This window comes from Streptomyces sp. NPDC026246, assembly GCF_055567995.1.
In genome coordinates this window covers 478088-492096 of the sequence record NZ_JBVHPJ010000002.1, presented here as the reverse complement: position 1 = coordinate 492096, position 14009 = coordinate 478088, and the positions used below count along the sequence as shown (strand labels likewise).

Below are 14009 nucleotides of genomic sequence, written 5' to 3'. Positions count from 1 at the left end.
CCGAAACGAAATGGATGTATGGGGAAAACCCCCGATGCGTTTTGCGGCTATCGGTCCCTAAGGCGGTGAAATCGGTTAACGTCCCGGAGTGCGCCAGAAGTTGAGGGTGGCGGCCTACGCCATATGTGTCCGGGACGGACGGATCCTGCTCGCCCGCTCACCCGCCCGGGACGGCACGCCCGAGTGGGTCGTGCCCGGCGGCGGCATGGAGCACGGCGAGGATCCCTACGACACCGTGCGGCGCGAGGTCGAGGAGGAGACCGGCTACCGCGTCGAGGTCACCGCCCTGCTCGGGGTCGACTCCTCCCACCGCGTCTTCCGTGAGGGCTTCGGCGGGCGCTCCCTGGACCACCACGCCGTCCGCTGCGTCTACGAGGCCCGTATCACCGGCGGCGAGCTCCGCTACGAGGTGAACGGCTCCACCGACCTGGCCGCCTGGCACGACCTGGACGCCGTGCCCGGCCTGGTGCGGGTGCCGATGGTCGACACCGCGCTGCGGCTGTGGCGTGAGCGCCCGGTGACCGGGCATCTGACCGAGGAGCGCGGGGCCCGTCTCCCCGAGGGCTGAACCGGCCCGCCCCGCACCCCGGTTACCCCGGCAGATGAACGCCGGGTGACCGCCTCCGGGCCGCACCCGGAGCGGTCGCCGACACCCCGGGTGGTCCGAGATCCACGTCCGGCGATCGGCGCCGCCCGTTGCGGCCGCGTTCACACACAGGTCATTCCCGGTGCCAACGATCCAGTACGAGCGGGGTGTTCGCGTCACGAACGCCCCGCGACCACTGCCGACGCGTTCGCACTCGGGGAGACAAGCGCATGGCGCGCACACGCTCAGACGCCGGCTCAGGCCCGGGCATCCACCGTCGTTCCGTCCTCGCCGCCACCGGCGCGGTCGCCCTCTCCGCGGGCGCCGGACTCGCCCTGCGGACCGGCGAGAGCCGGGCCGCCGCGGCCGGGGAGGGCGGGCAGGCCGCCGCGGCCGCGGCCTCCCGGCAGGCACCCGCCGCCCCCCTCGCCCCCTACACCAGGGGCACCACCCTGGCGAGCGTCGCCGCTCCGCGCGGCGGCTCCGGCTACCGGCGCCTCGGCGACGGACCCGGCTGGCAGCGCGTGGTGCGCTCCGAACTGGCCGCGCCCAAGGCCGGCCGCGCCGGGCGCCGCACCGCGCTCGCCGCCTTCGTGCAGCTCACCGACCTGCACATCATCGACGCGCAGCATCCCCTGCGCCTGGAGTATCTGCGCGCGGCCGACGTGCACGCCTGGCGGCCGCACGAGGCGCTCACCGTGCAGGGCGCGATCGCGCTCGTGGAGCGGATCAACGCGCTGCGCGGCGCCCCCGTCACCGGCGCCCCGCTGCACTTCGCCATGACCACCGGCGACAACACGGACAACAACGCCAAGTCCGAGCTGGAGTGGTTCCTGACGGTCATGAGCGGCGGGCGCATCACGCCCAACACCGGTGACCCGCGCCGCTACGAGGGCGTCCAGAACAGCGGCCTCACGCAGTACTGGCAGCCGGACGCCCCGCTGCGCGACCTCGACAAACGGGCCGGCTTCCCCCAGCTCGACGGCTTCCTCCGGGCCGCGACCCGCGAGGTGCGCAGCCCCGGCCTGAACCTGCCCTGGTACTCCACCGTCGGCAACCACGACTTCCTGCCGATGGGCGTCTACGGCTCGCACGGCGACTCCTCCCTCACGGACCTGGCCGTCGGCGGCAGGAAGCTGATGGACGTCCCGGCCGCGGAGGCCAAGCGGCTCAGGAAACTCATCAAGAAGGCCCGCGACCCGCAGGGCGTGCTCTACCGCGACTTCCTCACGTCCCACGCCCGGTCCATGCGCCCGGTCACCCCGGACGAGCGCCGCGCCCCCTTCACCCCGGCCGAATACCTCCGGGCCCACCTCGACCCGGCCCACCGCGGCGCCGGCCCGGCCGGCCACGGCTACACCGCGGCCAACCTCGACGCGGGCACCCAGTACTACGCCTTCCGCGTCTCCGACGACGTCGTCGGCATCAGCCTGGACACCACCGACCCGGGCGGCCACTACGAGGGCTCCATCGGCTCGGCCCAGATGAGATGGCTCGACCGGACCCTGCGGGAGAACAAGGACTCCTACGCGGTGATCTTCAGCCACCACACGAGCACCTCCATGACCAACACCCGCCCCGACCCGGCCCGCCCCCAGGAACGCCGGCACGACGGCCAAGCCGTCCTGGCCCTGCTCGGCAGCCACCGCAACGTGCTGGCCTGGGTGAACGGCCACGTCCACAAGAACGTCGTCACGCCCCACTCCGCGCCCGGCGGGCGCTCCTTCTGGGAGATCTCCACCGCCTCCCACGTCGACTATCCGCAGCTCGCCAGGATCGTCGAACTGGCCGACAACAAGGACGGCACCCTCTCCCTGTTCACCACGCTGGTGGAGTCCGCCGCCCCGCACCGCACCGACTTCTCCGACCTCTCCCAGACCGGCCTCGCCGCCCTGTACCGCGAACTGTCCCTCAACGCCCCCGGGGCGAGCACGACCCTCGGCGGCGCCCCGGGGGACCGCAACACCGAACTCGTCCTCAAGAAGGGCTGACGTCCGGGAGCGGACGGGAGAGGAGGGGCCACCGGCACGCGGCGCCGGTGGCCCCTCCTCTCCCCTCCTGGCGGGTGGTCCCGGTCCCTCCCTACCGGGGCAGCACCACGACGTACGCGGCCGGATCGCGGTCGCCCGCGGCCATCAGCGCGGTGCGCACGACCGTCGCCTGCTGCTCCGGGCTGTCGCGCAGCTTCCGCGGCGTGATGTGGACGACCGTGATGCCGAGGCGCTCCAGGTGCTCGCGCTTGCGGGCGTACTCGGACCACAGGGCGTCGTCGTCCTGGCGGGGTGCGCGGGTGTCGAGTTCGACCGCCACCGCCTGCTCGGGCCAGTACGCGTCCAGACCGCCGAGGTAGGGGCCGCCGGGCAGCCGCAGGTCGACGTTCCACACCGGGTCGGGCAGACCGTACCGGGCGACCATGCGGTACAGGCGGCCCTCCGCGCGGGCCCGGCCCTCGGCGAGCAGCGAGTCCACGGCGTCCACCACGTGCGGACGGCTCAGCAGCCGGGCCTCGGTCAGCTCGCGCACCACCGAGGCGGCGTCGCAGTGGCCGCCGCGCACGGCCTCCGTCAGCAGCCGGCGCACCACCTCGGCGTCGGCGAGCCCGGCCACCGCGTCGGCCAGGGCGCGGGGCACGGGAGCCACCGGCAGCCCCGTCACCCGGTCGGCGGCGGGCAGGACGGGCGTGCGGACGATGCGGGCGCAGCCCGTCGAGCGCAGCCGCCGCATCCGGGGGACCAGGACGTCGAAGGCGTCCAGGGACGGCAGTGGGGGCGTGGACGCGAAGCCGTGCAGGGTCAGTGCGGCCAGGCCGGTGATCATCACCTCGGGATAGTCGGCGGTGTGCTCCCGGGCCGCGCCGGGCTGGGCCGGGACGCCGGTCCCGCGCTCCCGTGCCGCGTACATGAGCACGGCGTGCAGCCGCTCCTCGCTGGTCGGCGGGCCCGGGTGGAGCAGGACCACACCCGGCAGGAGCTGCTGCCAGGGGCCGCCGGGCCGGCACTGCTCGTTGGTCCCGGCCTGGGAGACGCCGTGCGAACGCAGCTGGGCCGTCGTCATCACCCGGGGGCGGCCGTGGCCGGACAGCTCGTGCAGGGGGCGGGGGGAGAGCGGGGTGTTGTGCGTCATGCCCCGCAATTTCCCGCGCCCGGACCCGCTTTGAACCGCTGTTACACGTCCGTCGAAGAATGCGGACAACACGGCACTAAAGGACGGATGTTCGGTTGCCGAAAGCCCCTGGTCCGTTCGGGTACGGACCAGGGGTTACGGGGTACGGGGCACTCATCTCGTAACGACGGGGGAACACCCCGATCTCAGGCCAAAGCTACTGGTCAGCGGCCTCGTCGCACGCCTGGCCGCGCAGGGCGCGGGCCAGGTCGTCCCGGGACTCCAGCACCAGCCGGCGCAGCGCCGGGGCGGCCTCCTTGTGGGAGTCCAGCCAGGCGTCGGTGGCGTCCAGCGTCGCCCGGGACTGCTGCAGCGAGGGGAACAGGCCCTGCACCACGTGCATCGCGATCTGGATCGACCGCTCCTGCCACACCCGCTCGATCGCGGCGAAGTACAGGTCCGCGTACGGGGCGATCAGCTCGCGCTGCGCGTCCTGCGCGAAGCCCGCGATGGTCGCCTCGACCATGGCGTTGGACAGCGCGTCCGACTCCACGACCTGCGCCCACGCCTGTGCCTTGACCGCCGCGGACGGACGGGCGGCCAGGCAGCGGACCTGGTGCCGCTTGCCGGACGCCGTGTCGTCCCGGGCCAGTTCCCGCGCCAGCGTCTCCTCGTCCACGGCCCCGTGCGCGGTCAGTGGCTCCAGGAACGCCCACCGCAGCTCCTGGTCCACCTCCAGGCCCTCGACCGTGCTCGTGCCCGACAGCAGCTCGCCCAGCAGCGCGAAGTCGGCCTCGGCGGTGGCCGTCCGGGCGAAGAAGCGCGCCCAGGCCAGCTGGTGCTCGCTGCCGGCGCGCGCCGCGTACAGCTCGCGCCGCGCGCCCTCGGCGAGCAGCCGGGCGGCCGTCTCGCGGCGGGCGGGCGCCGTGTAGTGGGTGACCGCCGACTCGGCCCAGGCGTGCAGCATCTGCAGCACGCCGATGCCGGACTCGCGGCCCGCGAACCGCAGCACCAGGTCGAGGAAGTCACGCGCGGGCAGCAGCGCGTCCCGCGTCATGTTCCACAGCGCCGACCAGCACAGGGCGCGGGCGAGCGGGTCGGTGACCGCGCCCAGGTGCTCGCGCAGGGTCGCCAGGGACGTGGCGTCGAAACGGGTCTTGCAGTACGTCAGGTCGTCGTCGTTGACCAGGACCAGGTCGGGCGCCTCGCTCCCGGCGAGCTCCGCCACGACCGTGCGGGCGCCCTCGACGTCGGTCTCCACGCGCGCGTAGCGCTCCAGCGCGCCGTCCGTCACCCGGTACAGGCCCACCGCGACCCGGTGCGGGCGCAGCTCCGGGTGCGACTCGGCCGCCTCCTGCACCACCGCCAGCTCCTCGACGCGGCCGTCCGCGCCCAGCAGCACCTGCGGGGTCAGCGCGTTGACCCCGGCCGTCTGCAGCCAGGACCGCGCCCAGGCGCTCATGTCACGGCCGCTGGTCTCCTCCAGCGCCGACAGCAGGTCGCCCAGCCGCGTGTTGCCGTACGCGTGCCGCTTGAAGTAGCGCCGGGCGCCCTCCAGGAACGCCTCCTCGCCGACGTACGTCACGAGCTGCTTCAGCACGGAGGCGCCCTTGGCGTACGTGATGCCGTCGAAGTTCAGCTTGGCGTCCTGCAGGTCACGGATGTCCGCGGTGACGGGGTGCGTGGAGGGCAGCTGGTCGGCGCGGTAGGCCCACGCCTTGCGCCGGTTGGCGAAGGTGATCCAGCCGTCCTGGAAGCGGGTCGCCCCGACCAGCGAGAACGAGCCCATGAAGTCGGCGAAGGACTCCTTCAGCCACAGGTCGTCCCACCACTCCATGGTGACCAGGTCGCCGAACCACATGTGCGCCATCTCGTGCAGGACGACGTTGGCGCGGGCCTCGTAGGACGTCTGCGTGACCTTCCCGCGGAAGATGAACTCCTCCCGGAACGTCACCAGCCCGGGGTTCTCCATCGCGCCCAGGTTGTACTCCGGCACGAACGCCTGGTCGTACTTGCCGAACGGGTAGGGGTAGTCGAAGTGGTCGTGGAAGAAGTCCAGGCCCTGCTTGGTGACCAGGAAGACGTCGTCGGCGTCGAAGTGCGGCGCGAGACCCTTGCGGCACAGGGCGCCGAGCGGGATCTCCAGGGTCGTGCCGTCGGCGAACGTACGGGAGTAGGAGTCCGTCACGTAGTGGTACGGACCGGCCACCACACAGGTGATGTACGTCGAGATCGGCTTGGTCTCGGCGAACCGCCACACCCCGTCGGCCTGTTCGCCCGCGCCGTTGCTCCACACCGTCCAGCCCTGCGGCGCGCGCACCTCGAAGCGGTAGGGGGCCTTGAGGTCGGGCTGCTCGAAGTTGGCGAAGACCCGGCGCGCGTCGGCCGGCTCGTACTGCGTGTACAGGTACACCTCGCCGTCCTCCGGGTCGACGAAGCGGTGCAGGCCCTCGCCGGTGCGGGAGTACGCGCACTGCGCGTCGACCACCAGCTCGTTGTCCGCGGCCAGGTCCTCCAGGGCGATCCGGGAACCGTCGAAGACCTCACCCGGGTCCAGATCACGGCCGTTGAGTGAGACGGCCGTCACACCGGGCGCGATCAGATCGGCGAAGCTGCTCGCCCCGGGTTCGTTGCAGCGGAAGCGGATCGTGGTCACGGAACGGAAGGTGCGGGGCCCGTCTCCCGTGACCTCGCCGACCGCGGACCGCAGGTCGAGGGACACCTCGTACCCGTCGACGCTCAGCAGGGCGGCCCGCTCGCGGGCCTCGTCGCGGGACAGATTCTCACCGGGCACGGGCGGCACTCCTCAGGTGTCGTGGGGTACGGCTGAACAGCACCGATCCTGCCATGTGCCCCTGACGCCGGGCAGCCGGGAATGGGGCGGGCGCACGGCGGCGTTCCCGGAGAAACGGTTTCCTGCTGAGGAGAGACATGTCGGACAAGACGCCCGTCGACTTCTGGTTCGATCCGCTGTGCCCCTGGGCGTGGATGACCTCCCGCTGGGTGCTGGAGGTGGAGAAGGTCAGGGACATCGAGGTCCGCTGGCACGTCATGAGCCTCGCCGTCCTCAACGAGGACAAGCTGGACGAGCTGCCCGAGGAATACCGCGACATGCTGGAGAACAAGGCGTGGGGCCCCGTCCGGGTCGTCATCGCGGCGCAGCAGGAGCACGGCCCCGAGGTCCTCGGTGACTTCTACACCGCCCTCGGCACCCGCATCCACAACCAGGGCGAAGGCCCCGGCAAGGAGACCGTCGCGGCGGCCCTGAAGGACGTGGGCCTGCCCGAGGCCCTCCTGGAGCACTGGGACTCCACCCCGTACGAGGCCGAGCTGCGCGCCTCTCACAAGGAGGGCATCGACAAGGTCGGCCAGGACGTCGGCACGCCCGTCATCGCCGTGCCGGGTGCCGACGGCGAGCAGATCGCCTTCTTCGGCCCGGTCGTCACCCCGGCGCCCCAGGGCGAGGAGGCCGCCCGCCTCTGGGACGGCACCCTCGCCGTGGCCTCGGTCCCCGGCTTCTACGAGATCAAGCGCACCCGCACCAAGGGCCCGGACTTCTCCAACCTCTGAGGCTCACCCTCCGGCCGCGGGCTCCTCGCCGAACCGCTCGGGAAGGAGCCCGTGGCCGGCCTTGTGGAACTGCGGGTAGTACGTCCGGCAGCCCTGGACCGTGCAGCGCCAGAGGTTGTCCACGTAGTAGCGGGGATCCTTCATCTCCGCCCGGACCGCTTCCCTCTCCTCCCGGTCGAGCACCCGGAAGACCTGCATCCCGCCGCAGTTCGGGCAGTCCAGCACGCGCGTCCCCATCAACCCCTCCTCGCCGTCACCGCCAGGTCCGGGAAACCGGCACGACGTGCCGGCCCCCTGCGCCAGTACAGCGCGTACTGCGCCGACGCGTCCCCGAAATCGTCCCATCCGGGATACTTCCGCCTCATGAGTACGACCCTCCTGCTGGTGCGCCACGGGCAGACCGTCCGGCACGCCGAGAACCGCTACGCCGGCGTCAGCGACATCGACCTCACCGACACCGGCCGCGCCCAGGCCGAGGCCCTGGGCCGGTGGGCCGCCGCCCACCCCGTCGACGCCGTCTGGGCCTCCCCGCTGTAGCGGCACGGGAGAACCCCCGCGAGTCACGTCCTCGCGGGGGTTCTCCTTCTTTCCGCCTGCCGTACGTGAAGGGTGAGAAGACGATCACGAGGCAGGACGCTCGGCGGCCCTCAGGGGGTCAGCAGCAGCACGTCCGCCCGGGACGTGGCGGCCTTGTAACGCCGGGCCACGTCCTGCCAGTTGACGACGGCCCACATGGCCTCGATGAAATCGACCTTCTGGTTCTTGTACTGCAGGTAGAAGGCGTGCTCCCAGGCGTCGAAGACCAGGATCGGGGTCGAGCCCTGGCCGACGTTGCCCTGGTGGTCGTAGACCTGCTCGACGACCAGCCGGCCGCTGAGCGGTTCGTGGGCGAGCACGCCCCAGCCGGAGCCCTGGGTGGTGGCGGCTGCCTTGGTCAGCTGGGCCTTGAAGCCGGCGAAGGAGCCGAAGGACTCGGTGATGGCGTCGGCGAGTTCGCCCACGCCGTCCTGAGCCAGCGGCTCGCCGCCGCCGTCCTTCGGGCCGGTCATGTTCTGCCAGTAGATGCTGTGCAGGATGTGCCCCGACAGATGGAAGGCCAGGTTCTTCTCCAGCCTGTTGATCGAGCCCCAGGTCTCCTTGTCGCGCGCCTCGGCGAGCTGCTCCAGGGTGTCGTTGGCGCCCTTCACATAGGCCGCGTGGTGCTTGTCGTGGTGCAGCTCGATGATCTCGGGGCTGATCACCGGAGCGAGGGCCGAGTAGTCGTACGGGAGCTCGGGCAGCGTGTACACGGGCATGGGCGGGGATCCCCTCCGGACCTGTTATTGCAAAGTACTTGCAACTGCACGCTAGCAGCAACAGGCCGGGTCTGTGGCGCGGGCATGCGAAAAGGCCCCCGCGGTGTCGCGGGGGCCTTCTCGTCGCGGGAGTCCTAGCGCTTGGCGCGGGCCCGCTGCCAGGCGTAGCCGACGGCCGCGAGGACCAGGATCATGCCGCCCGTCGAGTACAGCTGGACGCGGGTGTCCGGCTCGCGGGCCATCAGGACGAACACGGCCGCCATCCCCGCCAGGGCCACCCAGGTCAGATACGGGAACGCCCACATCCGCACGGCCAGCCGCTCGGGCGCCTCCCGCTCCAGCCGGCGGCGCAGCCGCAGCTGCGAGACGGCGATGAAGATCCACACGGCCAGGATCACCGCGCCGATCATGTTCAGCAGCCACGCGAACACGTCGTCGGGCCGCCAGTAGCTCAGCAGCACGCACAGGAAGCCGAAGACCGACGACGCCAGCACCGCGATGCGCGGCACGCCGCCCGAGACCCGGCCCAGACCCTTGGGGCCCTGGCCGCGTTCCACGAGCGAGTAGGCGATGCGCGAGGCGCCGTAGATGTTGGCGTTCATCGCGGACAGCAGCGCCACGAGCACGACCACGTTCATCAGCTGGCCGGCGCCGGGGATGCCCAGTTCGTCGAGGGCGGCGACGTACGGGCCCTTCTCGACGACCTCCTTCGAGTCCCACGGCACGAGCGTGACGATGACCGCCATGGAGCCGATGTAGAACAGCGCGATGCGCCACATCGCGGTGCGGACCGCGCGCGCCACGCCCTGGACGGGGTTCTCCGACTCGGCCGCCGCGATGGTGACCGTCTCCAGGCCGCCGTAGGCGAAGACCGACGCGAGCAGGCCGATGACCAGGCCCTCGCCGCCGTTGGGCAGGAAGTCGGTGAGGTTGCCCGCGCCGGGCGAGTCGGTGCCCGGCAGGACGCCCAGGATCGCCAGCACGCCGAGCACCAGGAACAGGCTGATCGCGGCGACCTTCAGGGCCGCGAACCAGAACTCGAACTCGCCGAAGTTCTTCACGGCCGCGAGGTTCGTGCCGCAGAAGACGACCATGAACAGGGCCACCCACAGCCACTCCGGGGTGCCCGGCAGCCAGCCGCTGACGATCTTCGCGGCGCCGATGCCCTCCAGGCCGACCGCCGTGCACAGCAGCACCCAGAACGACCAGCCGGCGGTGAATCCGGCCCAGGGGCCGATGGCCCGCTCGGCGTGCGCCGAGAACGAGCCCGAGGAGGGATAGGCGGCCGACATCTCGCCCAGCATCCGCATCACCAGCATGACGAGGAGACCGGAGAGGGCGTAGGCGACGACGATCGACGGTCCGGCGGCGGCGATGCCGGCACCGGAGCCGACGAACAGACCGGCGCCGATCACACCGCCGAGGGCGATCATCGACAGGTGGCGCTGTTTCAGGCCGTGGGAGAGGGAGACGCCGTCCGTGCCGGTCGGCGTCTCCTGAGTGGTGCTGCTGGGCATGGGCGCGGCTCGTCCAATGCGTGAGGGGCGTGCGAGGGCAAAAACGCCGCCAGTCTCGGATGCCTCCCCGCCCACGCGAAGAGGCATCCCACCATGTGGACGAGCCGGTCGCTCCGCGTGGTCAGGCGGCGACCGGGGTGTAATGCGAGGCGTCGCCCTCGATCGCGTAGCTCTCCTTGCCCTCCACACCCACCGGGACGTCCCCGGCGACCGTGACGCGGTGCAGCCGGCGCGGCAGGCCGTCGTAGTTGTCGACGGCGTAGTGCTGGGTGATGCGGTTGTCGAACAGCACGAGCTGGTTCGGCGACCAGCGGTGGCGCAGCACGTTCTCCGGCCGGGTCACGTACGCCTGGAGCAGGTCCAGGACCTTGCGGGACTCGCCCGCCGACAGGCCCACGATCCGCTGGGCGAAGCCGCCGATGAACAGGCCCCGCTCCCCGGTCAGCGGGTGGACCCGGACCACGGGGTGGACCGTGCGGTACGTGATCGAGGTGAACTCGGCACGCCGGGCCGCCTGCTCGTCGTCGAGGTCCTCCTCCGGTACGGCGTAGTCGTAGTCGTTGGTGTGCTCGGCCCACAGCGTGTCCGCCAGGCGCCGCAGGGAGTCGGGCAGGTTGCGGTAGGCGGCGGCCGAGCTGGCGATGAGCGTCTCGCCGCCGTAGGGCGGCACGGTGATGCTGCGCAGGCTGGTGGCCTGCGGCGGGTTGAGGACGAAGGTCACGTCGGTGTGCCAGTGGTTGGCCGCCCGGCCGCCCTCGCTGTCGACCGGCAGCACGTGCGGGGCGCCGTCGACCGCGGCCACCGTCGGATGGGCGGTGGTGATGTCCCCGAAGTGCCGCACGAAGGCCTGCTGGCCCGCGTCGTCCAGCCCCTCCGCGTCGAAGACGAGGGCCTTGTGCGCGTTGAGCGCCTCACGCAGGGCGGTGGACGTGTCCTGGTCGAGGGGCCGGGTGAGGTCGACGCCCTCGACACGGGCGCCGATGTGCGCGGTGACCTTGTGGATCTCGATGCTCATGGCGGATTCCTTCCGGGTGGGTCAGACGAGGGCGGGGGAGAGGACGTGCTGGTTGGCGGGGCGCGGCAGGCCGTAGCGCCCCCGCAGGGTGGTGCGGGCGCCGTACTCGGTGCGCAGCAGCCCCCGGCCGCGCAGCAGGGGGACGACGTGGTCGACGAACGCCTCCAGGCCGGACGGCAGCACCGCGGGCATGATGTTGAAACCGTCGGCCGCGCCCGAGGTGAACCACAGCTCGATGGTGTCGGCGACCTGCTCGGGGGTCCCCGCGAACGTGAGGTGCCCGCGGCCGCCGCCGAGCCGGCCGATCAGCTGCCGCACGGTGAGCCGGTCGCGCCGGGCCAGTTCGACCACGAGCGTGTAGCGGCTCCTGGCGCCCTCGATGGCGCTCTCCGGCGGCAGGTCGGCCGGCAGCGGGCCGTCCAGGTCGAGGGTGTCCGGGTCCAGGCGCAGCAGCCGCTCCAGATGGCGCACGCCGTGGGTGTGCACGATGTGGTCCTCCAGGACCTGCTCGTGCGCCCGGGCCTCGGCCTCGGTGGAACCGATCACCGGGACGATGCCCGGCAGCACCTTGACGTGCCCGGCGTCCCGGCCGGCCGCGACGGTCCGGGCCTTGAGGTCGGCGTAGAAGGCCCGCGCGTCCTCGATCGTCTGCTGCGCGGTGAACACCGCCTCCGCGTGGCGGGCCGCGAACCGCTTGCCGTCCTCGGAGGAGCCGGCCTGCACCAGCAGCGGGTAACCCTGCGGCGAGCGGGGCACGTTGAGCGCCCCCTCGACGCTGAAGAAGCGCCCCTGGTGGCGGGGCGGATGGATCTTCGCGTCGTCACCCCACACGCCCGCCGCCTTGTCGGCGACGACCGTGTCGTCCTCCCAGCTGTCCCACAGCTTCAGCGCCACGTCGAGGAACTCGGCGGCCCGCGCGTACCGCTCGGCGTGCGCCGGCTCGGCGTCCAGACCGAAGTTGCGGGCCGCCTCCGCACCGGCGGTGGTGACGATGTTCCAGCCCGCCCGGCCGCCGCTGATGTGGTCGAGGGAGGCGAACGCGCGGGCCAGGTTGTAGGGCTCGTTGTACGAGGTGGACGCCGTGGCGATCAGGCCGATGTGCTCGGTGGCCGTCGCCAGCGCGGTCAGCAGCGTGATCGGCTCCAGCGCTCCCGCGGGCCGCTGTCCCACACTGCTCCACAATTGCGGGCCGTCGGCGAGGAACAGCGAGTCGAAGGTGCCCCGTTCGGCGATCCGCGCGAGCCGCACGTAGTGGGCCAGGTCGACGCTCGCGTACGGGTCGCTCTCCGGCAGCCGCCACGACGCCTCGTGGTGGCCGGTGTTCATCAGGAACGCGTTCAGGTGCAGCTGTGCGCCGGTCATCGGTGGTCCTCCGTGACACCGAGCGCGGCCAGCAGCCGCTCCCGGTACTCGCCGAGCAGGGGGTCGCGGTACGACCGCGGGTGCGGGCGGTCGATGGTCAGGTCCAGGCCGATGCGGCCCTTCTCCAGGACGAGCACCCGGTCGGCCAGCACGATCGCCTCGTCCACGTCGTGGGTGACCAGCAGCACCGAGGGCCGGTGGCGCTCCCACAGCTCCCGCAGCAGGCCGTGCATCCGGATCCGGGTCAGCGCGTCCAGCGCGCCGAACGGCTCGTCCGCCAGCAGCAGTTCCGGCTCCCGCACCAGGGAGCGGGCCAGGGCGGCGCGCTGGGCCTCACCGCCCGACAGCTCGCCCGGCCAGGCCCGCTCGCGGCCCTTCAGACCGACTTCCTCCAGGGCGGCCCGGCCGCGGCGGCCGGCGTCCCTGCCCTCCGCGCCGAGCAGCACGTTGTCGAGGACCCGTCGCCAGGGCAGCAGCCGGGAGTCCTGGAAGACGACCGACACCCGCTCGGGCGCGGTCAGCTGCCCGGAGCCGGCGACGCCGTGGTCGAGCCCGGCGATGGCCCGCAGCAGCGTGCTCTTGCCCGAGCCGCTGTGCCCGAGCAGGGCCGTGAGCTGCCCGGCGGGCAGGTCCAGGTCGATGCCGTCGAGGACGGTGCGCCCCTCGAAAGACCGGGTCAGACCGCGCAGTTGCACGGCCGGGCGGGTCAGCTGCTCAGTGTGCGGCGCCATGACAGCACCCTCCGTTCGATGATGCGGACCGCGCTGTCGGAGATCAGGCCGAAGACGCCGTAGACGACCAGGCCGACGAGGATCACGTCCGTCTGGCCGTAGTTCTGCGCCTGGAACATCAGGTAACCGAGCCCGCTGGTGGCGTTGATCTGCTCCAGGACCACCAGGCCCAGCCAGGAACCGGTCACGCCGAGCCGCAGCCCGACGAAGAAGCCGGGCAGCGCCCCGGGGATCACCACCTGCCGGATGAAGCGGTACTTCGACAGCCCCTGCACCTCGGCCAGTTCGACGAAGCGGCTGTCGATGCCGGACAGCGCCGCGTGCGTGTTGAGGTAGAGGGGGATGTAGACGACGATCGCGATGATGGCGATCTTGAAGGTCTCGCCGATGCCCAGCCACAGGATGAACAGCGGGATCAGCCCCAGGGTGGGGATGGCCCGGTTGAGGTTCACGGTCCCGTCGATCAGCGCCTCGCCGGTCCGGGTCAGCCCCGACGCCAGGGCCAGCAGGATCCCCACGGTCAGGCCGATCGCGAAGCCGCCGGCCGCCCGCCGCAGCGAGGTCAGGATGTCGTCGGGCAGCGTGCCCTCGGTCCACAGGCGGATGCCCGTCTCCAGCACCGTCCACGGCGCCGGTATCGCCCCGGTGTCGAGCAGCCCGGCGGCCGAGGCGCCGGTCCACAGGGCGAGGACGGCGGCCGGTCCGGCCAGCCGGGCGGCGGGCAGCCGCCGGCCCGGGGCCAGCCGGCGGCGCCTGCGCACCTGGTGCGCCTCCTCCACCGGCGCGAGCGGCGCGGCGGCGGCCGGGGTCGTGTGCGTCGTCGTGGTCATC

The 14009-nt window shown here is 72.2% G+C and carries 12 protein-coding genes and 1 pseudogene; 4 read left to right on the top strand and 9 right to left on the bottom strand.

Annotation, left to right across the window (positions count from 1 at the left end; all coding sequences use genetic code 11):
* Window positions 1-88: 88 nt before the first annotated feature.
* Both ACZ4M5_RS06315 and ACZ4M5_RS06310 read left to right on the top strand, forming a co-directional pair.
* Window positions 89-568, top strand: a complete 480-nt coding sequence (locus tag ACZ4M5_RS06315; protein WP_467733631.1) for an NUDIX hydrolase — start codon at window positions 89-91, stop codon at window positions 566-568.
* Between the two features lie 248 nt (window positions 569-816).
* On the top strand, window positions 817-2577 hold the full coding sequence (locus ACZ4M5_RS06310) for a TIGR03767 family metallophosphoesterase (protein WP_467733629.1): 1761 nt from the start codon (window positions 817-819) through the stop codon (window positions 2575-2577).
* Window positions 2578-2668: 91 nt separating this feature from the next.
* Here ACZ4M5_RS06310 and ACZ4M5_RS06305 read toward each other — a convergent pair whose 3' ends face one another.
* Together ACZ4M5_RS06305 and pepN are read right to left on the bottom strand one after the other, a co-directional pair.
* Complete coding sequence (locus ACZ4M5_RS06305) at window positions 2669-3709, bottom strand: hypothetical protein (RefSeq protein WP_467733627.1); 1041 nt, start codon at window positions 3707-3709, stop codon at window positions 2669-2671.
* A gap of 196 nt (window positions 3710-3905) precedes the next feature.
* The gene (gene pepN, locus ACZ4M5_RS06300; RefSeq protein ID WP_467733625.1) at window positions 3906-6482 is read right to left on the bottom strand and encodes an aminopeptidase N; all 2577 of its coding nucleotides are present in this window, start codon (window positions 6480-6482) and stop codon (window positions 3906-3908) included.
* A gap of 137 nt (window positions 6483-6619) precedes the next feature.
* Here pepN and ACZ4M5_RS06295 point away from each other — a divergent pair, with 137 nt between their 5' ends.
* The gene (locus ACZ4M5_RS06295) at window positions 6620-7258 is read left to right on the top strand and encodes a mycothiol-dependent nitroreductase Rv2466c family protein (protein WP_467733623.1); all 639 of its coding nucleotides are present in this window, start codon (window positions 6620-6622) and stop codon (window positions 7256-7258) included.
* Between the two features lie 3 nt (window positions 7259-7261).
* Here ACZ4M5_RS06295 and ACZ4M5_RS06290 read toward each other — a convergent pair whose 3' ends face one another.
* On the bottom strand, window positions 7262-7495 hold the full coding sequence (locus tag ACZ4M5_RS06290; protein WP_467733621.1) for a hypothetical protein: 234 nt from the start codon (window positions 7493-7495) through the stop codon (window positions 7262-7264).
* A gap of 126 nt (window positions 7496-7621) precedes the next feature.
* On the opposite strand from ACZ4M5_RS06290, the pseudogene ACZ4M5_RS06285 reads away from it, so the two are divergent.
* A pseudogene (locus ACZ4M5_RS06285) lies at window positions 7622-7792 on the top strand (histidine phosphatase family protein); the annotation flags it as partial.
* A gap of 113 nt (window positions 7793-7905) precedes the next feature.
* Here the strand turns inward: ACZ4M5_RS06285 and ACZ4M5_RS06280 are convergent.
* From ACZ4M5_RS06280 to ACZ4M5_RS06255, 6 genes are all read right to left on the bottom strand, one after another.
* Entirely contained in the window at window positions 7906-8553 is a 648-nt protein-coding gene (locus ACZ4M5_RS06280; RefSeq protein ID WP_467733619.1) for a superoxide dismutase, read from the bottom strand.
* A 134-nt stretch (window positions 8554-8687) separates the two neighbouring features.
* Entirely contained in the window at window positions 8688-10070 is a 1383-nt protein-coding gene (locus ACZ4M5_RS06275; RefSeq protein ID WP_467733617.1) for an amino acid permease, read from the bottom strand.
* 121 nt (window positions 10071-10191) lie between these two features.
* Window positions 10192-11085 (bottom strand): TauD/TfdA dioxygenase family protein, encoded by an 894-nt coding sequence (locus tag ACZ4M5_RS06270; RefSeq protein WP_467733615.1) that lies wholly within the window; start codon window positions 11083-11085, stop codon window positions 10192-10194.
* A 21-nt stretch (window positions 11086-11106) separates the two neighbouring features.
* A complete protein-coding gene (locus ACZ4M5_RS06265) occupies window positions 11107-12447 on the bottom strand; it encodes an LLM class flavin-dependent oxidoreductase (RefSeq protein ID WP_467733613.1) in 1341 nt (446 codons plus the stop codon).
* Window positions 12444-13178 carry an ABC transporter ATP-binding protein gene (locus ACZ4M5_RS06260; protein ID WP_467733611.1) on the bottom strand — a complete coding sequence of 245 codons (735 nt, stop codon included), beginning with the start codon at window positions 13176-13178 and terminating at the stop codon, window positions 12444-12446. The genes ACZ4M5_RS06265 and ACZ4M5_RS06260 overlap by 4 nt, the downstream gene beginning before the upstream one ends.
* Window positions 13154-14008 carry an ABC transporter permease gene (locus tag ACZ4M5_RS06255; RefSeq protein ID WP_467733609.1) on the bottom strand — a complete coding sequence of 285 codons (855 nt, stop codon included), beginning with the start codon at window positions 14006-14008 and terminating at the stop codon, window positions 13154-13156. Before ACZ4M5_RS06255 ends, ACZ4M5_RS06260 begins: the two co-directional genes overlap by 25 nt.
* Window position 14009: the final 1 nt, after the last annotated feature.

Coding starts and splice junctions, on each gene's coding strand:
- ACZ4M5_RS06310 (WP_467733629.1), top strand. CDS start 817: ATGGCGCGCACACGCTCAGACGCCGGCTCAGGCCCGGGCATCCACCGT.
- ACZ4M5_RS06305 (WP_467733627.1), bottom strand. CDS start 3,709: ATGACGCACAACACCCCGCTCTCCCCCCGCCCCCTGCACGAGCTGTCC.
- ACZ4M5_RS06295 (WP_467733623.1), top strand. CDS start 6,620: ATGTCGGACAAGACGCCCGTCGACTTCTGGTTCGATCCGCTGTGCCCC.
- ACZ4M5_RS06290 (WP_467733621.1), bottom strand. CDS start 7,495: ATGGGGACGCGCGTGCTGGACTGCCCGAACTGCGGCGGGATGCAGGTC.
- ACZ4M5_RS06280 (WP_467733619.1), bottom strand. CDS start 8,553: ATGCCCGTGTACACGCTGCCCGAGCTCCCGTACGACTACTCGGCCCTC.
- ACZ4M5_RS06275 (WP_467733617.1), bottom strand. CDS start 10,070: ATGCCCAGCAGCACCACTCAGGAGACGCCGACCGGCACGGACGGCGTC.
- ACZ4M5_RS06270 (WP_467733615.1), bottom strand. CDS start 11,085: ATGAGCATCGAGATCCACAAGGTCACCGCGCACATCGGCGCCCGTGTC.
- ACZ4M5_RS06265 (WP_467733613.1), bottom strand. CDS start 12,447: ATGACCGGCGCACAGCTGCACCTGAACGCGTTCCTGATGAACACCGGC.
- ACZ4M5_RS06260 (WP_467733611.1), bottom strand. CDS start 13,178: ATGGCGCCGCACACTGAGCAGCTGACCCGCCCGGCCGTGCAACTGCGC.
- ACZ4M5_RS06255 (WP_467733609.1), bottom strand. CDS start 14,008: ATGACCACGACGACGCACACGACCCCGGCCGCCGCCGCGCCGCTCGCG.